This is a genomic window from Streptomyces griseiscabiei (genome assembly GCF_020010925.1).
Classification (GTDB): domain Bacteria; phylum Actinomycetota; class Actinomycetes; order Streptomycetales; family Streptomycetaceae; genus Streptomyces; species Streptomyces griseiscabiei.
On sequence record NZ_JAGJBZ010000001.1, the window covers coordinates 3123602 to 3143314 of the forward strand.

Annotated in this window: 18 protein-coding genes; 7 read left to right on the forward strand and 11 right to left on the reverse strand. The window is 72.4% G+C overall.

Features of this window, described 5'->3' with window-relative positions; genetic code table 11:
- Positions 1–35: 35 nt before the first annotated feature.
- The 7 genes from J8M51_RS13585 to J8M51_RS13615 all read right to left on the reverse strand — a co-directional run bounded on the left by J8M51_RS13585 (position 36) and on the right by J8M51_RS13615 (position 8290).
- Positions 36–518, reverse strand: a complete 483-nt coding sequence (locus J8M51_RS13585; RefSeq protein WP_267299188.1) for a DUF3574 domain-containing protein — start codon at positions 516–518, stop codon at positions 36–38.
- A gap of 122 nt (positions 519–640) precedes the next feature.
- The gene (locus J8M51_RS13590; protein ID WP_267299189.1) at positions 641–1525 is read right to left on the reverse strand and encodes a class F sortase; all 885 of its coding nucleotides are present in this window, start codon (positions 1523–1525) and stop codon (positions 641–643) included.
- 58 nt (positions 1526–1583) lie between these two features.
- The gene (locus tag J8M51_RS13595; RefSeq protein WP_179203321.1) at positions 1584–2210 is read right to left on the reverse strand and encodes a hypothetical protein; all 627 of its coding nucleotides are present in this window, start codon (positions 2208–2210) and stop codon (positions 1584–1586) included.
- A gap of 100 nt (positions 2211–2310) precedes the next feature.
- Complete coding sequence (locus J8M51_RS13600) at positions 2311–3561, reverse strand: MFS transporter (protein WP_086760406.1); 1251 nt, start codon at positions 3559–3561, stop codon at positions 2311–2313.
- Between the two features lie 61 nt (positions 3562–3622).
- Positions 3623–5089, reverse strand: coding sequence for a CitMHS family transporter (locus J8M51_RS13605; RefSeq protein WP_086760408.1), 1467 nt, complete (start codon positions 5087–5089; stop codon positions 3623–3625).
- A gap of 121 nt (positions 5090–5210) precedes the next feature.
- Positions 5211–7478, reverse strand: coding sequence for a molybdopterin oxidoreductase family protein (locus tag J8M51_RS13610; protein ID WP_267299190.1), 2268 nt, complete (start codon positions 7476–7478; stop codon positions 5211–5213).
- Positions 7479–7672: 194 nt separating this feature from the next.
- Positions 7673–8290 carry a TetR/AcrR family transcriptional regulator gene (locus tag J8M51_RS13615; RefSeq protein WP_086756958.1) on the reverse strand — a complete coding sequence of 206 codons (618 nt, stop codon included), beginning with the start codon at positions 8288–8290 and terminating at the stop codon, positions 7673–7675.
- A 319-nt stretch (positions 8291–8609) separates the two neighbouring features.
- On the opposite strand from J8M51_RS13615, the gene hmgA reads away from it, so the two are divergent.
- From hmgA to J8M51_RS13630, 3 genes are read left to right on the forward strand one after another with little or no spacing between them, the layout of a single operon-like run.
- Positions 8610–9926, forward strand: coding sequence for a homogentisate 1,2-dioxygenase (gene hmgA, locus J8M51_RS13620; RefSeq protein ID WP_086756960.1), 1317 nt, complete (start codon positions 8610–8612; stop codon positions 9924–9926).
- Positions 9927–9954: 28 nt separating this feature from the next.
- Positions 9955–10704: a GntR family transcriptional regulator gene (locus tag J8M51_RS13625; RefSeq protein WP_216589031.1), complete on the forward strand. Its 750-nt coding sequence runs from the start codon at positions 9955–9957 to the stop codon at positions 10702–10704.
- 12 nt (positions 10705–10716) lie between these two features.
- Positions 10717–11913 (forward strand): type ISP restriction/modification enzyme, encoded by a 1197-nt coding sequence (locus J8M51_RS13630; protein ID WP_267299191.1) that lies wholly within the window; start codon positions 10717–10719, stop codon positions 11911–11913.
- 103 nt (positions 11914–12016) lie between these two features.
- Here the strand turns inward: J8M51_RS13630 and J8M51_RS13635 are convergent, their stop codons facing one another.
- The gene (locus J8M51_RS13635) at positions 12017–12724 is read right to left on the reverse strand and encodes a TetR/AcrR family transcriptional regulator (RefSeq protein WP_086763095.1); all 708 of its coding nucleotides are present in this window, start codon (positions 12722–12724) and stop codon (positions 12017–12019) included.
- A 63-nt stretch (positions 12725–12787) separates the two neighbouring features.
- Between J8M51_RS13635 and J8M51_RS13640 the strand changes: the two genes are divergently transcribed.
- From J8M51_RS13640 to J8M51_RS13650, 3 genes are all read left to right on the forward strand, one after another.
- Entirely contained in the window at positions 12788–13762 is a 975-nt protein-coding gene (locus J8M51_RS13640) for an ATP-binding cassette domain-containing protein (RefSeq protein WP_086763093.1), read from the forward strand.
- A complete protein-coding gene (locus J8M51_RS13645; protein ID WP_086763091.1) occupies positions 13759–14541 on the forward strand; it encodes an ABC transporter permease in 783 nt (260 codons plus the stop codon). The genes J8M51_RS13640 and J8M51_RS13645 overlap by 4 nt, the downstream gene beginning before the upstream one ends.
- Before the next feature lie 132 nt (positions 14542–14673).
- Positions 14674–15912 (forward strand): CaiB/BaiF CoA transferase family protein, encoded by a 1239-nt coding sequence (locus tag J8M51_RS13650; RefSeq protein ID WP_086763089.1) that lies wholly within the window; start codon positions 14674–14676, stop codon positions 15910–15912.
- 41 nt (positions 15913–15953) lie between these two features.
- Here J8M51_RS13650 and J8M51_RS13655 read toward each other — a convergent pair whose 3' ends face one another.
- The 3 genes from J8M51_RS13655 to J8M51_RS13665 form a co-directional block, all read right to left on the reverse strand.
- Complete coding sequence (locus tag J8M51_RS13655) at positions 15954–16220, reverse strand: hypothetical protein (RefSeq protein WP_086763099.1); 267 nt, start codon at positions 16218–16220, stop codon at positions 15954–15956.
- Between the two features lie 115 nt (positions 16221–16335).
- Positions 16336–17148, reverse strand: coding sequence for an anti-sigma factor (locus J8M51_RS13660; RefSeq protein WP_086763087.1), 813 nt, complete (start codon positions 17146–17148; stop codon positions 16336–16338).
- Between the two features lie 34 nt (positions 17149–17182).
- Positions 17183–17725 carry a sigma-70 family RNA polymerase sigma factor gene (locus tag J8M51_RS13665; protein ID WP_086763085.1) on the reverse strand — a complete coding sequence of 181 codons (543 nt, stop codon included), beginning with the start codon at positions 17723–17725 and terminating at the stop codon, positions 17183–17185.
- A gap of 278 nt (positions 17726–18003) precedes the next feature.
- On the opposite strand from J8M51_RS13665, the gene J8M51_RS13670 reads away from it, so the two are divergent.
- Positions 18004–19527, forward strand: a complete 1524-nt coding sequence (locus J8M51_RS13670; RefSeq protein ID WP_086763083.1) for a DUF4331 domain-containing protein — start codon at positions 18004–18006, stop codon at positions 19525–19527.
- The last annotated feature ends 186 nt before the right edge of the window (positions 19528–19713 follow it).

A 19713-nucleotide genomic window follows, 5' to 3' on the forward strand; every position in this document is an offset into this window, starting at 1 on the left:
GTCGGCGGCACCGGCCGGCGGGAAGCCGCCCCGCCTCAGAAGTCGACCCGCTTCCTGTCGTCCACCCGCGCCACCGCCTCCTGGGCGAACTCCTTCAGATAGTCGTCCCGGATCTCCTCGATCTTCCGGTCGCTCGCGGCGGCGGCCGACACCGGATACAGCAGGATCAGCTCGTACGACCGCTCCTTCTCGATCGTCCCGCTCGCGTCCCGCCACTGCCCGCGCCCCTCCCGCACGGTCAGCCCGTCCGGGAACCCGGGGGTGACCTCCCGGTCGACGAAGGCCATGAACTGCTCGTCGGTGACGTCCGGACCGCCGTCGGGCCGCTCGGTGCCGAAGAGGAGCCGGGTCTCGACGTACGGCGTCCCGCCCGCCGGGGCGACCACGGAACCGCCGGGAGCCTTCTCGTCGAGGGTGGCGTACGCGGCCGGGGCGGCGACGGTCAGCAGACAGACGGTGGCCGCGAGGGCGACCCGGGTGCGGGTGAGGCGGCCGGTACGGGTGGAGTGCGAAGTCATGGGCCCAGCTCTAGCGGGACCGACGGTTCCGGATCCGTCGGCCGCGCCGGGGCCGGGCCGTGCGCACTCCTGTACGCCCCCGGGGCTCGTGGCGACCGTGGTCGCGCGCCCCGCGCTCCGGTTCACGGCTTGCGCGCGGGCTCCCGGGTCGCCGTGAGATGGGCGAAGACGACGACGTTGCTCGCGTACCCCTTGCGCCGGTCGTAGGTCCCGCCGCAGGTGATCAGCCGCAGTTCGGGGCGGGCGCGGTGGCCGTACACCTCCTTGCTGGGGAAGCGGTCCTTCTCGTACGACTTCACGGCGTCCACGGTGTAGACGGCCGTGCGGCCGTCGGCCCGCAGCACCTCCACGACGCGGCCGGGCTTGATCACGTCCAGGGCGGCGAAGACGGCGGGGCCCGTCCGGGTGTCCCGGTGCCCGACGACGACCGCCGTGCCGGGCCCGCCGGGCGCGGGCCCCTCCGTGTACCAGCCGACCAGCTTGGGCTTGTCGTCCGGCGGCGCGGGCAGCCGCCGCCGCGCGTCCAGGCGCAGCCCGGTCACCGGGGCCTCGATGCCGAGGTACGGGACGGAGACGGTCCTCGCCGGGGAGGGCGGCAGCGTACGGGGCCGGGCGGGGCTCTTCGGTTCCGCCGGCTCGGGGGTGGGCGCGGGCCGCACGGACTCGGCGGCGGGTTTCGGCGCGGCGGGGGTGACGGGCGCCGGTCCGGTGGGGGTGGCCGGAGCCGTGGGGGTGGCCGGCCCGGTGGGGGTGGTGGCGGCAGTCCGTTGGGCGGGGTCGGCGGGTTCGCCGGGCCCGGCGGAGGCAGCGTCCCCGGCGGACGCGTTCCCCTCGGCGCGCGCCGGATCGTCGGGCGGCGGGGGCGTGAGGTACAGGGACGCCTGGGCGCGCGGTGCCCCCGCATCGCGCGCCCCGGTGCCGGCCCAGGCGGAGGAGGCCTCGGCGGAACCGGTCCGCCCCCTGTCCTCCGCCAGGTGGACGCCGCCCACCACCAGCACGACGGTCATCGCGGCCGTCCGTGTCAGGCGGTAGGCGCGCGTCCGGTACCAGGGCCTCGGCCGGCGTCTACGCGGCGCCATCGGCGCGGCGACGGCGCAGCCGCAGATAGGCCACCCCGCCGACCGCGGCGAGGCCCACGGCCGCAGCGCCGGCGACCGGCGAGAAGTTCTGGGTCAGCGCGAGACCGCCGCCACCGGCGGGGACGGCGCCCTCGGGGCCGGCGAGACCGGCGAGCGGGCAGGTGACGTTGATCTCCCTGCGCCCCTCCTCCAGCGCCCCGCCGATGGTCCTCCAGGTCAGCACGTACTCCCCGTTGGGCAGGCGTGCCGCGTTCTCGGGCGCGACGGGCGTGCTGTGGCCGGTGCCGTCGGCGGCGAGCGTGATCTCACCCGTGGCCACGGGGTCGGTGCGCGGCGCGGGTGGCTGGTTGTCGATGGTCCAGGCGATGCGCTGCGCCGGCCTGGAGTTCTCGGGGAAGTTGAAGGCGGAGAGGTAGAAGTCGCAGACCAGCGGCTGGTTGCGCTCGTTGTCGAACGGGAAGCCCACCTTGTGGATCACGACGTCGGGGTCGCCCGGGGCGGCGACGGCGGCCGGTGCCGTGATCAGGCTGGCTCCCGTGACGGTGAGTGCCGCGAGGACGGCGGCGGCACTCGCGCGCACTCCGGCGGGGCGCGGGCGGGACGAGGTGGACATGCAGAACCTCCGAGTCAGACGATTTTCACACAAATCGCTCTTTCGCCTGACTCTCTGTCACATCACACCGGGCACGGGGGGAGCCGCGCCCGACGCCCCATCAGATGTCCCCCTTCCGGCCCAGGGACACACCGGGCGGCGCGCTCTCCGTCCTCGGCCTCCCGCGCCCGCCGCTCCCCCGCCCCGGCTCCGCCGGCGAGCGCAGGGCGATGCCCGCCGACACCAGCAGCAGCGCGCCGAGCATCACGAACGGCGCGGCCACGCCCGCGACCCCGGCGATCAGACCGGCCGCGGCGGGCGCCCCGGCCTGCCCCAGACGGTTCCCGGTCAGCCGCAGCGCGAGGGCGGTGGACCGCGCCTCGTCCGGCGCGGCCTGCACCACCGTGGTCATGGACAGCGGCTGGCCGACCCCGAGGCAGAACCCGAGGGCGGCGAGGATCAGGGCCAGCGCCCACACCGGCACCGGCAGCGCGATCCCGGCGCAGAGCACGGCCCCGAGCACACAGGTGACGGTGAGCAGCGCGGTCCGGCCGAGCAGGCGCAGCATGGGGGTCATCACCAGACGGCAGGCGATGGTCGCCGCCGCGCGCAGGCTCAGCAGGAGGCCGATCGCCGAGGGGGCGATGCCCCGGTGCTCACCGACCACCGGCAGATACGCGGTGAGGATGTCCGTGGCCGACAGCACGGCGAGGCTGATGAAGATGCCGCCGGGCACACCGCGGGTCCGCAGTATCCGGTGCACCGGGACCCGATCGCCGCGCGCCGTACGGGACTTGGGGTCGACGGGACGCTCTATGCGCCACAGCGAGGTGAACGAGACCGCCGCCCCCGCGCCGGCCGCCACCAGCGCCAGCGCGCTCGTACGGGCCATGTCCTGGCCGCCGATCAGGGCGCCGGCGGCGACGGGGCCGACGAGCTGGCCGAGGGAGGCGCCGATGGTGAAGTGGCCGAAGTTGCGGTCGTGTTCGTGCGGCGCGGACTGGCGGGCCACCAGGGACTGGGCGCCGATGACGAAGGAGAGGTGGCCGAGGCCCATCACCCCGCTCCATACGGCCATCGCGGCCAGGGAGTTCGCCAGGCCGCTCATGACACAGCCGCCGGATATCAGGACGACGCCGATCGGCAGCAGCGGCGCGCACCGGCCCTGGTCGGTCCTGCGGCCGAGCGGGACGGCGGCGAACAGCGGGAGCAGGGCGTAGACCCCCGCGATCACACCGATCGCCCGCTCGTCGGCACCCAGCGCGAGGGCCCGGTAGGACACGGCGGGCCGGGCCATCGACACCGCCCCCTGCGCGAAGCTGAAGGCGATGACGAGGCGGAGCAGCCAGCCGCGGTTCCTACCGGGCCTCACGATGCGGGTCCTCCTCGGGGACGTTCACGCCGGTTCCGGTCCAAGGGGTCCGGTCCCACGGTCAGATGATGCCGAAGAGTACGCCCGCGGCCAGGATGATCAGCGAGGTGGCCGCCGCCCACTTCACCACGAACCTGGTGTGGTCGCCGAACTCGACCTTGGCCATACCGACGAGCACGTACACGGCGGGCACCAGCGGGCTGGACATGTGCAGCGGCTGGCCGACGAGGGAGGCGCGGGCGATCTCCAGCGGCGACACCCCGTGCGCGGCGCCGGCCTCGGCGAGGACCGGCAGGACACCGAAGTAGAAGCCGTCGTTGGACATGAAGTAGGTGAGCGGCAGGCTCAGGAAGCCGGTGACGAGGGCCATGTGCGGGCCCATGCCGCCGGGGATGCCGTCGACGATCCACTTGGCCATCGAGTCGACCATGCCGGTGCCCTGGAGGACGCCGGTGAAGACGGCGGCGGCGAAGACCATTCCGGAGACGTTGAGGACGTTGTCCGCGTGGGCGGCGAGGCGGTCCTTCTGGTCGGGGATGTGGGGGAAGTTGACGGTCAGGGCGAGCGCGGCGCCGAGCAGGAAGAGCACCGGGATCGGCAGCAGCTCCATGATCATGGCGGTGAGCAGCGCGACCGTGAGCAGCGCGTTGAACCAGTACAGCTTGGGGCGCAGCGTCGGGCGGTTGGGGTCCAGGCCCTGGAGGCGGGCGTCGTCCTCGTCGTCGTCCTCGGTATCGGCGTCGGTACCGGAGCCCGCGCCGCCCGTGGTCTTCGCCGTACGGCCCTTGTCGTCACCGGAGCCGGAACCGGCGGCGGACGCGGCGCCCGCGCCAACGAGGACGGTCTCCTCGGACCCGGAGGTCTCCTCGTCCTTGACGATCTTCTCCTGCTCCAGCACCTCGTCGAGGCTCAGCACACCGAGGCGCTTGCGCTCGCGCAGACCGAGGAAGTAGGCGAGGACGAAGACGAAGAGCAGACCGACCGCGAGCGCGGGGATCATCGGGACGAAGATGTCGCCGGCGTCGAGCTTGAGCGCGGTGGCGGCGCGGGCGGTCGGGCCGCCCCAGGGCAGCGTGTTCATCACGCCGTTGGCGGTGGCGGCGACACCGGTCATCACGACCAGGCTCATCTTCAGGCGCTTGTACAGCGGGTACATCGCCGAGACGGTGATCATGAAGGTGGTGGAGCCGTCGCCGTCCAGGGAGACGATCGCGGCGAGCAGGGCCGTACCGACGACGATGCGCAGCGGGTCGGCCTTGCAGAACTTCAGGATGCCCCGGACGATCGGGTCGAAGAGACCGACGTCGATCATCAGGCCGAAGTAGACGATGGCGAACATCAGCATCGCGGCGGTGGGCGCGAGGTTGCCCACCCCCTCGATGACGTAGTCGCCGAGATGGGCTCCCTTTCCGACGAACACGCAGAAGAGCGCGGGGATCAGTACGAGCGCCGCGATCGGCGACATCTTCTTCATCATGATCAGGACCAGGAAGGTCGCGATCATGGCGAAGCCGAGGATGGTCAACATGTGGATACCTAACGTTCGCCCTTGAACTCCCACCAGGGCACCGGCGGTGCGACGACGTTAGGGCGGGCCCACAAGTCTTAACAAGGAGTTGACATGCGAGCAATAAGAGCAGAACTCCAGGTCACAGCGTTGCGCCTGCTCGGGCGGCCATCGGGGTCAGCTCCACGGGGATGCCGTTGAGGACCGCGTTGCCGGAGAGCGGGTCGAGCAGGGAGCCGTCGAGGAGCTGATTGACGTTGACGCCCGGGTCGAGCGCCGCGTGGCTCATCCGGGTGCCGGGACGGTCGTGTCCCCAGCCGTGCGGAAGGCTGACGACACCACGGCGTACGACGTCGGTGACCTCGACCGGAGCGGTGACCTCTCCCCCGGCGCCCTTGATCCGTACGGCGTCCCCGTCGGTGAGGCCGAGGCGGTCCGCGTCGTCGGGGTGGATGTGCAGGGTGCAGCGGTTGGTGCCGCCGGTGAGGGCGGGGATGTTGTGCAGCCAGCTGTTGTTGGAGCGCAGATGGCGGCGGCCGATGAGGACCAGACCCTCGGGGCGCTCCCGCAGGGCGGTGCGCAGCCTCGGCAGGTCGTCGGCGATCGGCCCCGGCAGCAGTTCGACCTTGCCGCTGACCGTCTTCAGCGGCTGCGGCAGCCTCGGCTTCAGCGGTCCGAGGTCGATGCCGTGCGGGTGGGCGAGCAGCTTCGTGAGGGTCAGGCCCTGCGGGTCGGCGCCGAAGCCGTCGCCGTACGGGCCGAGGCGCAGCATCAGGTCGAGGCGGCGCTCGGGGCCGCTGTCGCCCGTGAGCAGGGCGGCGAGTTCCTTCGGGTCGCGGCCGTGGACGGGTGAGTGGGCCTCTTTCACGGCCTTGCCGAGGGTCTGGCCGATGACCAGGTCGTCCACGGCGGACGGGTCGGCGCCGTGCGTCCCGGTGGCGGCGAGGACGAGGCGCGCGAGGATCTCCGTCTCGGCCATGCGGCCGTCCTCCAGGGGGACGGCGGCGCGGTTGTAGCGGACCTGGTTGCGGACGGCCAGGGTGTTGAGCGCGAAGTCGTAGTGCGGGGCCTGGGAGGGCGGGGGCGGCGGGAGGACGACATCGGCGTGGCGGGCGGTCTCGCCGAGGTAGGGGTCGACGCTGACCATGAAGTCCAGGGAGTCGAGGGCCTTGTCGAGGCGGTCGCCGTCGGGGGCGGAGAGGACCGGGTTGGCGGCGATGGTGATGAGCGCGCGGATCGGGCCGCCCTCGGGGGTGGCGGTGTCGATCTCCTCGGCGAGCGCGGACAGCGGCAGTTCGCCCTTGGCCTCGGGGTGCCCGCCGACCCGGCTGTGCCAGCGGCCGAGCGCGAAGCCGCGGCCGGGGCCCGCGGGCCGGGGCGTCTTGTCGGTGGCGGACTGCGGGAAGAGGGCGCCGCCGGGCCGGTCGAGGTTGCCGGTGAGGATGTTGAGGACGTCGACGAGCCAGCTGGCGAGGGTGCCGTGCGGGACGGTGCAGCTGCCGATGCGGCCGTATACGGCGGCGGTGGGCGCGGCGGCCAGTTCGCGGGCCAGCGCGCGGATGGTGTCCGCGTCGACGTCACAGGCGCCGGCGACCGCCTCGGGCGTGAACTCCCGTACGGCGGCGGCCAGTTCCTCGACCCCCTGCACCTGCGGGGCGAGGTGCCCCAGATCGGTCAGGTTCTCCTCGAAGAGGACGTGGGCCATCGCTGCGAGCAGCAGCGCGTCCGTGCCGGGGCGGATCGCCACGTGCCGGTCGGCGAGCTTGGCCGTCCGGGTCCTGCGCGGGTCGACGACCGTGAGGGTGCCGCCGCGCGCCTTCAGGGCCTTGAGCTTGCCGGGGAAGTCGGGGGCGGTGCACAGACTGCCGTTGGACTCCAGCGGGTTGGCGCCGAGGAGCAGCAGATGGTCGGTGCGGTCGAGGTCGGGCACGGGGATGGCGTTGGCGTCGCCGTAGAGCAGTCCGCTGGAGACGTGCTTGGGCATCTGGTCGACCGTGGAGGCGCTGAACAGGCTGCGGGTGCCGAGTCCGGCGAGGAGCACGGGCGGGTAGAGGCCGCCGGCCACGGTGTGGACGTTCGGGTTGCCGAGGACGATGCCGACGGCGTGCGGGCCGTGGGCCTCGACGACGGGCCGGATTCCGGCGGCGACGGCGTCGAAGGCCTCCTGCCAGGTGGCCTCCCGCAGTTCGCCGTCCCTGCGGACCAGCGGGGTGCGCAGCCGGTCCGGGTCGCCGTCGGCCGCGCCCAGGGAGGCGCCCTTCGGGCAGATGAACCCCTTGCTGAACACATCGTCCCGGTCGCCGCGCGCCTTGGTCACCCGGGTCCCCTCGATGGTGAGGGTGAGCCCGCAGGTCGCCTCGCAGAGCGGGCAGACGCGCAGGGCGGTGCGGGAGTCGATGGTGGTGGACACGGGTCCTCCCGGAGGGGCGGCGGCGACGGTGACGCTCGGACGGGTCCCGCGCACGGGGAGGCGCACGGTACCGGGCCGAGCATACCGACCGGTATGCAGCGCGGGGAGGGGCTGCCGGGGGTCTTGTCGGGAAATCGCGGGCCCCCCGGCCCGGCGCGAGCGCGGGACCGCCCTCACGGGGCCCCGGCCCGGCGTCAGTCCAGCACCCGCGCCAGATACGCCCGCAGCAGCTCCCGCATCTCCTGGATGACCCGGGCGTCGCCCTCCGGGGAGACACGGAAGGCCAGGTGGACGAGGGTGTCGGCGGTCTCGACGGCGATGAGGAAGGTGCGGCGCAGATCCTCGTCGGGGGTGCGGTCGATGAACGCGGAGAGCAGGTCGGACAGCCGGTCGGCGACGCGGTGGTTGGGTTCCTGGCGGCGCCCGCCGACCGGGATCTGGTTGCCGAAGTCGATGAGGGCGAAGCCGGGGGCGTTGCGCTTCATGTCGAGGTACTCGTCGAGCACGGCGTCCATCGCGGTGCGCCAGTCCCGGCCGCCCGTGGCCTGGAGGCGGCGGGTGACCCGGTCGGTGAATCGGTCCAGATTGCGTTCGGCGAGCGCGTCGGCCATGGCGCGCTTGTTGCCGAAGAAGCGGTAGACGGAGCCGATGGGCACACCCGCGCGCAGCGCCACGGCACGGGTGCTCAGCGCGTCGTAGCCCACCTCGTCGAGGAGGTCGGCGCAGGCGTCGAGGATCCTGGTCAGTCGTTCGGCACTGCGCCGCTGCACTGGCGCGCGGCGCAGGGAGGTCGCCTGGGACACGGGCTTCATGATGCCTTTCCGCCGAGGTCCGATGAACTGTCCGAATATCAGTACGGGCGCTGCCGCCGATCCCGCTCACTGGTGGAGCGACACGGACAGCGAACATCCGCGCGACCACAGCCTGCCGGGAGACTAGAGCACCGCACTGACAGGACGGATCTCCAGGCGGTCCGGTTCTCCCTCTCCGTCCGATGCACCCGATCTGTGGACGCGCCACCGGCGTCCGGTTGTCGCCCCGTGCCCCTGCCGCCCTGCCGCCGTGCCCTTGCGCCCGCGGCGACCGAATCCTACGGTGAAGCATAGGAATCGGGATCGCGAGGGAGCGGGCATGAGCGGGGACGCCAGGAAGACGGCCGAGGGACTCGACTACCTCACCGGTTTCGGCAACGAACACACCTCGGAGGCGGTCCCGGGCGCCCTGCCGCACGGCCGCAACTCCCCGCAGCGCGCCCCGCTGGGCCTCTACGCGGAGCAGCTCAGCGGTACCGCGTTCACCGAGCCGAGGGCCCACAACCGCCGCTCCTGGCTCTACCGGATCCGCCCCTCGGCCGCCCACCCGGCGTTCACCCGCGCGGACAACGGCGCCCTGCGCACGGCCCCCTTCACCGAGACGGTCCCCGACCCCAACCGGCTGCGCTGGAACCCCCTGCCGGAGCCTTTGGCCGGCACCGACTTCCTCGGCGGCCTGTGGACCCTCGGCGGCAACGGCGACGCGGCGCTGCGCTCGGGCATGGCGGTGCACCTGTATCACGCCAATTCCGGCATGGAGCGGGTCTTCGGCGACGCGGACGGCGAACTGCTGATCGTCCCGGAGCGCGGCGGCCTCCTGCTGCGCACGGAGTTCGGCCTGCTCCACGCCGGGCCGGGCGAGATCGCCCTGATCCCCCGGGGTGTCCGCTTCCGCGTCGACCTGCTGGACGGCACCGCCCGCGGCTATGTCTGCGAGAACTACGGCGCCCCCTTCCGCCTCCCCGACCTCGGCCCGATCGGCGCCAACGGCCTGGCGAACGCCCGTGACTTCCGGGCGCCGGTGGCCGCGTACGAGGACGTCGAGGGCCCGGTGGAGGTGGTGAACAAGTACTGCGGCAACCTCTGGACGGCCACCTACGACCACTCCCCCCTCGATGTGGTCGCCTGGCACGGCAACCACACCCCGTACGTCTACGACCTGCACCGTTTCAACGTCATCGGGACCATCTCGTACGACCACCCGGACCCGTCGATCTTCACGGTGCTGACCTCGCCGAGCGACACCCCCGGTCTGGCGGGAGTGGACTTCGTGGTGTTCGCGCCGCGCTGGCTGGTGGGTGAGGACACGTTCCGGCCGCCGTACTTCCACCGGAACGTGATGAGCGAGTACATGGGCCTGATCGAGGGCGCGTACGACGCCAAGGCGGAGGGCTTCGTGCCGGGCGGCGGCTCGCTGCACGGCATGATGTCGGCGCACGGACCGGACCAGGAGACCTTCGACCGGGCGAGCGCGGCGGAGCTGAGGCCCCAGCGGGTGGACGACGGGCTGGCGTTCATGTTCGAGACCCGCTGGCCCATCCTCACGACCGCGCAGGCGGCCCACGCGGAGCACCTGCAGCAGGGGTACGACGACGTGTGGTCCGGGCTCCGGCGCCACTTCGGCCCGTTGCGCTGAACACGCCGGGCCGGGTACGGATTCCGTCATGACCTCCTTCGCTCCGGACTCGCTCGTCCTGAACCGCAAACTGCCGCTCTGGTATCAGGTGTCGCAGTCCCTGCGCGCCTCGATACTCGGCCGGTCGGCCCAGGACCCCCTGCGGCTGCCGACCGAGGAGCAGCTGGCCGGGCACTACGGGGTGAGCGTGCTGACCATGCGGCAGGCGCTGAAGGAGCTGGAGGGGGAAGGGCTGATCACCCGGCACCGCCGGCGGGGCACCTTCATCGAGCCGAGCGCGCGACGGGGTTCGCCGGTGCGGCTGCTCGGGTCGGTGGACGCGATCGTGGCCCAGCAGTCGGGGATGACGACCGAGCTGCTGGACCAGGGCAGCACCCCCCTGTCGGGTGAACTCTCGGAGTACTTCCCCGACTTGACCGAGGTGGCCACGTACCACCGGCTGCGCGGCGACGAGCGGACGGGCGAGCCGACCAACCACGCCCGCAACTACGTCCGTCCCGAGCTGGCCGAACGCATCGACCGCGACGATCTGCTGCGCTGGCCGATGACCAAGGTCCTGCGGGATGTGGTGGGGGTGGGCATCAGCCGGATCACCGACACCGTGGAGGCCCGTATCGCCGACCCGGAGACCGCGCGCCTCCTCCGGGTCCCCCTCCTCAGCCCGATCCTGCACTACACGGGCGTCACCTACGACGACTCCGGCCGCGTCCTGGACGTGGCGGTCATCCACTACCGGGGCGACCGCTTCTCGTTCACCGTGACCCTCGACGCGCATTAGCGAGGTCGTACGATGCCCAGCGTGACGCCCGACGACGCTCCGCTGCTCGCGGACCTCATGCCGTGGTCCGTCGCACCGCCACGGCTGGGCCGGGGGTGGCCGACGGGTCCCGACGCGGCTTCCCTGAAGGCCCGCTGGGACGCCCTGGTGAAGGCCGAGGGCCCGGACCGCGAGACCCTGTTCGCGCCCACCCGGTCCCGTACGCTCACCTCCGCGGTGACCCAGCTGCCGGGGCAGTCCAGCGGCACCGGGCGGCTGGCCCGCGCGTCGGGGCCCTGTCCCGAGCCCGTACGGGTCCTGGCCGCCCCGTTCGACGAGCAGTGGCTCATCCCCGACCACCGTCTGATCGACTCCGCCCGCCCGGAGCTGTGGCGGGTGGCGGACGAGCGGCAGGTCTTCGTGGTCGAGCAGCCGGTCGCCGCCCCCGAGCCCCGGGGCCCGGTCCTGCTCGCCTCCCCCGTGCTGCCGCTGCTGCCGCTCCACGGCCCGCGCGTCGGCCGCGTCCGCCCGCTGTACCGGCGGCCGGGCGGCCTGGAGCCCAACCTGGCGCCGGGCCTGCCGGAGCATCTCGGCGAACGCCTCGGCACCGGCCCCGCCGACCCCGTCGACGTCCTCGCCTGGATCCTGGTCGCGGCGCGCCCCGGCCCCCGCGGGGTCGAGGTGCCCCTCCCCGCCGCCCCGCGGACCTGGTCCCACGGCGTCGAACGGGGCCGCCGCACCCTCTGGCTGCTGCGCCGCGACGGCGACCGCCCCAAACTCCCCGGTGGCCGGCGCCCCTACGTCCGCGCCCCGCTGCCCGCGCGCCCCCTCGAACTGCGTTACGACCGCGAGGAGGAGAGCCTCCTCATGGGCGAGGGCCGTATCTCCCCCGTGCCGTCCGAGGCATGGGACTTCCATGTGGGCGGTGTGCGTGTCCTGGAGGAGTGGTTCGTCCGCCGCACGGAACCGGCCGAGCCGGGCACCCTGGAGGCGATCCGCCCGCCGACCTGGCCGCAGACCTGGACGTCGGAGCTGCTGGAGCTGATCACCGTGCTGGCCCTGCTGGCGGAACTGCGGCCGGGGCAGGACGAGTCGACGGTGGACCGGCCGGTCACCGCGGCCGAGCTGCGCGAGGCGGGCGTGCTCCCGGTGCCGGACGCGTACCGCAGGCCCGCCTCGGTCCTGGACCACCACGAGGAGGGGCCGGAGGGGCAGTTCACGCTGTTGTGAGGAAGAGGGTTCCGTTCGAGCGCCGGCCCAGGAGTCTTCAGGGGCGCGGGGAACTGCGCGAGCAACCCCCACCGAACCCGCAGCCGCCCACCCGCCGCTCCCACTACGGCGCGAACGACTCCAGCACCCTCCCCAGCATCCACTCGAACGCGGCGTCCAGATCGATCGGCCCCGGGTCCTCCATGAACGCCGCGGCCAGCCGGGGATACGCACCGCTCGCGATCCGCCCCCCGAGATAGGCGATCCGTACCGCGTTCTCCCGCTCCTCCGACCACGGCAGCGACCGCACCCGCTCGGCCGTCGCCAGTTCGTTCGCTACGTAGGTCGTCACACAGCCGTTGACCATCCCAAGCAGCTGCATCTTCGTCCCGTACGGCGCGTCGAGCGAGTCCATGCAGGTCATGCAGTGCTCCAGATACCGCAGCCCGTTGGGGCTGAAGCCGTAGACCGGCGACATCAGCCGCGGCATCCAGGGGTGCCGGCGCAGCAGGGTCCGCGTCTGGTGGGCCACCCGCCGCATCTCGGCCCGCCAGTCGTCGCCGGGCTCCCACAGCTCGTGCTCGCCGCCGACCGCGTCGACCATCAGCTCGTACAGGTCCTCCTTGCGCGGCACGTAGTTGTAGAGCGACATCGTGCCGCAGCCCAGCTCGGCCGCCACATGCCGCATGGACACCGCGTCCAGTCCGCCCGCGTCGGCCAGCCGCACCGCCGCCGCCGCGATGTCCGCGCGGCTGAACGCGGGCCTCGGGCCCCGGCCGGTGCGCTCGGGGCGCGCCCAGATCACTTCGGGTTCGGCCGCTCGGCCCGCCATCGGTCATCACCTCGCCCACCATCGTAGTTACGTACGGCGTACGTAATGCGCTATGGTCGACCCATGACTACTACGTACGCTGTACTTAGTGAGGGTCTGGAGAAGCGTTTCGGGGAGGTCCACGCCGTCCGCGGCCTGGATCTGGCCGTGGCGGAGGGCACGGTGGTCGGGATGCTCGGCCCGAACGGCGCGGGCAAGACGACGGCCGTCCGGCTGCTGGCGACGCTGCTGCGGCCGGACGCGGGCTCGGCGCGGATCGCCGGCCACGACCTGGTGCGCGAGCCGGGGGCGGTCCGGCGGGCGATCGGGGTGACCGGGCAGTACGCGTCGGTGGACGGGGACCTGACCGGGCGGCAGAACCTGCGGCTGTTCGCGCGGCTGCACCGGGTCCGTGACACGGCGGCCCGCGCGGGCGAACTCCTCGACCGGTTCGGCCTGACCGAGGCCGCCGACCGGCCGGCCTCCACCTACTCGGGCGGTATGCGCCGCCGGCTCGACCTCGCCGCCAGCCTGATCCGGCACCCGGCGGTGCTCTTCCTCGACGAGCCCACGACCGGGCTGGACCCGGTCAGCCGCAACCAGATATGGGACGCCGTGCGCGCCCTGAAGACGGAGGGCACGACCGTGCTGCTCACCACGCAGTATCTGGAGGAGGCGGACCAACTCGCCGACCGGATCGTGCTGATGGAGCGTGGGCGCATCGCGCACAGCGGCTCGCCGCCCCAGCTCAAGGCGCTCATCGGCTCGTACGCGGAGGCCGTCGTCGCCCACCCGGACGCGCTGACCGGGGCGGCGGCCGTCCTCGACCGGCTCACGGGCGCGGAGCCCTCGTTCGACCACGAGCGGAACGCGGTGGGCGCGGTCACCCTGGACCCGACGCTCACGCTCCCCCGGCTGGTCCGCGAACTCGACGCGGCGGGCGTCGCGTTGGTCGACGCGAGCCTGCGCCCGCCGACCCTCGACGACGTGTTCCTCCGGCTGACGGCCGGTACGGACGCCAGGACCGGTTCCGTGGACCTCAAGGAGCGTGTGGCATGAGCGCGTTGGCGTACGACGGCACGGCGATGCTGGGCCGGCAGCTGCGGCGGGTGCGGAACAACCCGGGGCTGCTGATCCTCACCCAGGTCATGCCGATCTCGATGCTGCTGTTCTTCGGGTACGTCTTCGGCAGCGCGCTGGCCGTGCCGGGCGAGGAGTACCGGCGGTTCCTGGTGCCGGGGCTGCTGGTGGCGACGGCGTCCGGCGGGATCATGACCGGGATGTTCCAGGCCGCCGGGGACACGCACCGGGGTGTGATGGACCGCTTCCGCACGCTGCCGATGAGCCGGGCCGCCGTGCCGCTCGGGCAGGCGCTGGCGGACGTCCTCGTCACCGCGCTGGGGACGGTGCCGTTCCTGCTGGTCGGGCTCGCGGTGGGCTGGCGGGTCGAGGGGGGCGCGCTCGCGGCGGCCGGGGCCTTCGGGCTGTTGCTGCTGTTCCGGTTCGCGTGCGTGTGGATCGGCATCTTCCTGGGGCTGCTGACCCGCAGCGAGGACGCGGCCGGGCAGCTGGGCGGTGCCACCTTCCTGCTGCCGCTGCTGTCCAGCGCGTACATCCCGACCGAGGGGCTGCCCGGCTGGCTGCGCACGGTCGCCGAGTGGAACCCGATCAGCGCGGTCGCCACGGCCCTGCGCGACCTCTTCGGGAACGCGCCCGTACCGGTGGAGGCCGCCTGGCCGGTGGCCCATCCCGTCGCCGGGTCGCTGCTGTGGTGCGCCGTCCTGCTCGCGGTGTTCGTACCGCTCACGGTCCGCACCTACGCGGCCGGGGCGAAGTGACCTCCGGCCCGCCCCGGTGACCTCCGGCCCGTTCGGGGGACGGGCCGGACCCCGGGTCCCCGGCGGCCGGACCTCCGGGGACCGGGGACACGCGCGGCACGGCCCTGGTGACAACACGGGCCCGGCGGGGACATGATCCACGGCATGCGCCCATCGTCCGGCCCCACCGAACCCCCGCCCACCGATCCCCTGCCCCTCGACGGCCTCACCGTCGTCGCCGTGGAGCAGGCCGTCGCGGCGCCCTTCGCCACCCGTCAGCTCGCCGATCTGGGGGCCCGGGTGATCAAGGTGGAGCGGGTGGACGGCGGTGACTTCGCCCGCGGCTACGACACGGCCGCCCGGGGCCTGGCCTCGCATTTCGTGTGGTGCAACCGGGGCAAGGAGTCCCTGGCGCTGGACCTGAAGGACCCGCGGGGCCTCGCCGTCGTCCGGCGGCTGGTGGCGGACGCGGACGTGTTCGTGCAGAACCTCGCGCACGGGGCGGCGGCCCGGCTCGGCCTGGACGCCGCCACGCTGTGCGCCGCGCACCCCCGGCTGATCGCGGTGGACATCTCGGGCTACGGGGCGTCGGGGCCGTACGCGGACAAGCGGGCGTACGACATGCTCGTGCAGTGCGAGGCCGGTCTGGTGTCGGTGACGGGGACACCGGAGCGGCCGGTGAAGGCGGGCATCCCGGCGGCGGACATCGCGGCCGGGATGTACGCGTTCTCGGGGGTGCTCGCGGCGCTCGTCCGGCGGGGCACGACCGGGCGGGGCGGGCCGGTGGAGGTGTCGATGCTGGAGGCGCTCGCCGAGTGGATGGGGCATCCGCTGCACCACGCGATGCACGGGGGAAGCGCGCCGGCGCGCACGGGGCTCGGACACGCGGTGATCGCGCCGTACGACGCCTATCCGACGGCGGACGGCGGGCGGGTGCTGCTGTCGGTGCAGAACGACCGGGAGTGGCGGCGGCTCGCCGAACAGGTGCTGGGGCGGCCGGAGTTGGCGGACGATCCGGAGTTCGCGACGAATCCGGCACGGGTCGAGCGCCGGGACCGTACGGACGCGCTGGTCGGGGAGGCGCTCGGGGTGCTGGGCACCGACGAGGCGGTGGCGCGGCTGGAGGCGGCGGGGATCGCCTGTGCGCGACTACGGGATGTCACGGAGGTGGCGGAGCATCCGCAGTTGGCGGCCCGGGACCGGTGGCGGGAGGTGGGTTCACCGGTGGGTCCGCTGAGGGCCTTGCTGCCGCCGATCACGCTGCCGGGCGGGGACGGGGCGCGGATGGGAGCGGTGCCCGCACTCGGGGAGCACACCGGGTCGCTGCTGCGTGCCGCGGGGATGACGGACGAGGAGATCGCAGCGCTGCGCCGGGACGGTGTGGTCGCCTGAGCGCGGGCCCTCCTGCGGAAAAGCCCTTGGGTACTGGGGTGCTAGCGGCTGCCGAACAGCGAGCGGCGCAGCCTCTTCAGGGGTGCGAACAGCGAGACCCGGCCGACGCGCGTGTCCTTGCGGCTGCTGCGCTCCTGCGGGGAACGTGACGTTATCTCACGCATCAGCGAGGTCGCCTCGGCCGCCTCGCGCTGCGGCACCGCGGGGCCGCTCAGCACCGAGAGATGGCGGTCGAGACGCGAACTGGTCGCGCTGCTCCCGCACGTGATCGCAGGGACTCGCGCCCTGCGCACTGCTATCTGTTCCATGTCACTCCCCACCCGTACGAGTCCACCCGGCCCGGGCAGCGTAACCATATCGCCCCGTTGGAGCACTCGGGAATCACGGTCCCACTCTTCCTCTACCCCGTGACAGGGTTGTTGACTACTCTCCGAATCCGACCGATTCCAGGGCGAGTTGGACAACTGGCTGGCTGGTGGGTTGCGCTGATCCACCGTCGGGTTCGACGGTCACCGCGAGTGACGTCGCGTCGGTGTTCATTCCGCTGGTGACCAAGGGCGTGTCGCCGTCGAAGAGACCGAGGGAGCGTGGTTGCACGTCGGGGCGCATGAGCCAGAGTTGATGCACCCGGTTCTTCGGGAGGTTCTTGAATCCGCCGAGGGTCACGATCGCGCTCCCCTCGTCAGCGGAAGCGATCACTCCGATTCGATGGCCCTCCGTGTCCTGGTCGCTGGTCGCCCGGGCGTCCGGCGCGGCGAGAACGTGGGCGATCTCACTGGCCCGGTCCCGCTCGGCGGCCAGTTCGTCCCGGGTGCGGTCGGCCTGCACGGCGAAGAGGGACGCCACGACGAGTGCGCCGGCGGCCGTGACGGTGGCCAGCGGGACGAGGAAAGAGCGCAGACGGGGCGCACGGGCGCGTGCCTTCGGTGGCGGCTCGGTGCCCCACACATGCCGGGGCAGATGCCCCTCCCTCGCGGGCTGCGCGCTCCAGGAGCGGTTCTCCTGGGGTGTGGCGCGTACGGCGGCGAAGACCCGGTCGCGCATCGCCGCGGGTGCCGGGGCGGCCGTCGACCAGGCCAGGCGGACCGCGTCCTCGGACAGGGCGCGCACCTCCGCGGGGCAGCGGTCGCAGCGCTCCAGGTGCTGCTCGAAGCGGCGCCGCTCGTCGGGCTCCAGGGCGTCGAGCGCGTAGGGGGCGGCGAAGGAGTGGAGGTCCTCGCGACGGAAGAGACTCACCCGGCACCTCCCCCGGGCCGGCCGATCAGGGCGCTCATGCGACTCCTCCCAGGCATTCGCGCAGCCGTGTGAGTCCGTCGCGCATACGGGTCTTGACCGTGCCGAGCGGCAGTGAGAGCCGTTCGGCCACTTCTCGGTAGGTGTAGCCGTCGTAGTAGGCGAGGGTGACGGACTCGCGCTGGAGGGTGGTGAGCTTCTCCAGGCAGTGGCGCACCCACTGGCGTTCGAGACCGGCCTCGACCTCTTCGGCGACCTGGTCGAAGGCGGGGTGGTGGTTGCGGCGTCCCTCGCGCTGCTCGCGCTCGGTGGCGGCGCGGGCGCTGCGCACCCGGTCGACCGCGCGCCGGTGCGCGAGGGTGAGTATCCAGGACAGCGCGCTGCCGCGGGAGGGGTCGAACCGGCCCGCGGAACGCCAGAGTTCGAGCAGCACCTCCTGGGCCACCTCCTCCGACTGCGCGGGGTCCCGCACCACCCGGCGGACCAGCCCGAACACAGGGCCGGACACCAGTGCGTACAGCTCCTCGAACGCCCGTTGGTCGCCTCCGGCCACCCGGACCAGAAGCTTGTCCGCCTCCACTCGCTCTCCCTCGCCTCCGGCCGAGCACGGCCATCCCCGCGCGTAAGGCATTCGCAACCGACCCACCTCCGGATGGGGTTACGGATCAGACTGCCCAAAACTCGGGTCTCCGGTCGACCGATCCGGCCGACCGATCCGAACATCGGATCAACGAATGTCGCTCTCCGCTGAGACAACCTTTCAAACGCGCCGTAAGAACGTTTGGGATTCGACCAATCCACCCTGCCGACCGCACCGAATGGCGTTCGTCAGGCAAGTTGGGACAGAGGACGGACGGCATGACGACACCTACTTCCAGGAGCGGCTCGGGACGGCGGAGCATCGCCTCTCTCATCTGTGCTTCGCTGGCCGCCGGAGGGCTCGCAGCCGCCGGCGTGACCGTGCTCGAACCGGGGACAGCCTCCGCTTCCAGCCACCGTGAGGCACCGCTGATCTCCGGTGAGCCCCAGTTCGACAACACCGACGTGTACGCGTTCGTCAGCCCGGACAAGCCGGACACGACGACGGTCATCGCGAACTGGATCCCCTTCGAGGAGCCCGCGGGCGGACCGAACTTCTTCACCTTCTCCGAGGACGCGGAGTACGACATCCGCGTCGACCAGGACGGTGACGCGCAGGAAGACCTGATCTTCCGGTACACGTTCAAGACCAAGACGAAGAACGACAAGACGTTCCTGTACAACACGGGCGTCGTGGAGAGCCTCGACGACGCGGACCTGAACATCACGCAGACGTACGACATCGACCTCATCAAGCTGAAGGACCGCCGCGCGGTCTCCAAGACGAAGCTGGCGGACGATGTGTGGGTGGCGCCGTCGAACGTCGGCAAGGCGTCGATGCCGGACTTCAAGAAGCTGCGCGACGAGGCGGTGTACAAGACGGCGAGCGGGGTGACCACGTACGCCGGCCAGGCCGACGACCCGTTCTTCCTGGACCTGCGCGTCTTCGACCTGCTGTACGGCGGTGACCTCTCCGAGGTCGGCCGGGACACGCTCAAGGGCTACAACGTCAACTCGATCGCCCTGCAGGTCCCGAGCGAGGCGCTCGTCCAGTCCAAGGACCAGCCGATCGTCGGCATCTGGTCGACGACCCAGCGCCAGGGCGCCGACGGCCAGTACCACCAGGTGTCGCGCCTCGGCATGCCGCTGGTGAACGAGGTCGTCAACCCCATCGGCGACAAGGACAAGTTCAACGCGTCCTCGCCGGTGGACGACGCGCAGTTCCTGAAGAACGTCACCGAGCCGGAGCTGCCCAAGCTCATCGAGGCGATCTACAAGATCCCGGCGCCGGCCGAGCCGCGCAACGACCTCGTCGACGTCTTCCTCAAGGGTGTCGAGGGCCTCAACCAGCCGCCGCACGTGACGCCTTCGGAGCAGCTGCGCCTCAACACCTCGATCGAGCCCACCAAGAAGCCGAAGCGGCTCGGTGTGCTGGACGGTGACAACCAGGGCTTCCCGAACGGACGCCGGCTCACCGACGACGTGATCGACATCGCGCTGCAGGTGGTCGAGGGCGAGCTGGTCGACGCCCCGAACGACCTGGGTGACGCGGTCGACAAGAACGACAAGAAGTTCGGCAAGTCCTTCCCGTACGTCGGTCTGCCGACGGCCGGTTCGCGCGGCAAGACCGTCAAGGGCAACACCACGAACAACGTCCGCAGCGCGCTCGGCGGCGGTGTCGAGAGCGGCACCGACGACACCACGCTGATCGCCGCCTCGGCGGGTGCCGGCGCTGCCGGTGTCCTGCTGATCGGCTCGGGCCTGCTGTGGTGGCGCCGTCGGAACGACCGCGCCTACTACTAGGCCGACCCGCCTGCGGCCAGGCCCTCCGCCGACCCGCAGGCAGCCCGACCGGGCCCTCCCCCATGGGGCCCGGTCCCCGTGACCGGCGCGGCCCGCTCGTATCCATCCCCCACGGCGCGGGCCGCGCCCCATGACCGTCACAGCACGTCTCGATCACCGCACTCGGCAAGGATGTTGAGGAGAGGG

Coding starts and splice junctions, on each gene's coding strand:
- J8M51_RS13585 (WP_267299188.1), bottom strand. CDS start 518: ATGACTTCGCACTCCACCCGTACCGGCCGCCTCACCCGCACCCGGGTC.
- J8M51_RS13590 (WP_267299189.1), bottom strand. CDS start 1,525: ATGACCGTCGTGCTGGTGGTGGGCGGCGTCCACCTGGCGGAGGACAGG.
- J8M51_RS13595 (WP_179203321.1), bottom strand. CDS start 2,210: ATGTCCACCTCGTCCCGCCCGCGCCCCGCCGGAGTGCGCGCGAGTGCC.
- J8M51_RS13605 (WP_086760408.1), bottom strand. CDS start 5,089: ATGTTGACCATCCTCGGCTTCGCCATGATCGCGACCTTCCTGGTCCTG.
- J8M51_RS13615 (WP_086756958.1), bottom strand. CDS start 8,290: ATGAAGCCCGTGTCCCAGGCGACCTCCCTGCGCCGCGCGCCAGTGCAG.
- hmgA (WP_086756960.1), top strand. CDS start 8,610: ATGAGCGGGGACGCCAGGAAGACGGCCGAGGGACTCGACTACCTCACC.
- J8M51_RS13625 (WP_216589031.1), top strand. CDS start 9,955: ATGACCTCCTTCGCTCCGGACTCGCTCGTCCTGAACCGCAAACTGCCG.
- J8M51_RS13630 (WP_267299191.1), top strand. CDS start 10,717: ATGCCCAGCGTGACGCCCGACGACGCTCCGCTGCTCGCGGACCTCATG.
- J8M51_RS13635 (WP_086763095.1), bottom strand. CDS start 12,724: ATGGCGGGCCGAGCGGCCGAACCCGAAGTGATCTGGGCGCGCCCCGAG.
- J8M51_RS13640 (WP_086763093.1), top strand. CDS start 12,788: ATGACTACTACGTACGCTGTACTTAGTGAGGGTCTGGAGAAGCGTTTC.
- J8M51_RS13645 (WP_086763091.1), top strand. CDS start 13,759: ATGAGCGCGTTGGCGTACGACGGCACGGCGATGCTGGGCCGGCAGCTG.
- J8M51_RS13650 (WP_086763089.1), top strand. CDS start 14,674: ATGATCCACGGCATGCGCCCATCGTCCGGCCCCACCGAACCCCCGCCC.
- J8M51_RS13655 (WP_086763099.1), bottom strand. CDS start 16,220: ATGGAACAGATAGCAGTGCGCAGGGCGCGAGTCCCTGCGATCACGTGC.
- J8M51_RS13670 (WP_086763083.1), top strand. CDS start 18,004: ATGACGACACCTACTTCCAGGAGCGGCTCGGGACGGCGGAGCATCGCC.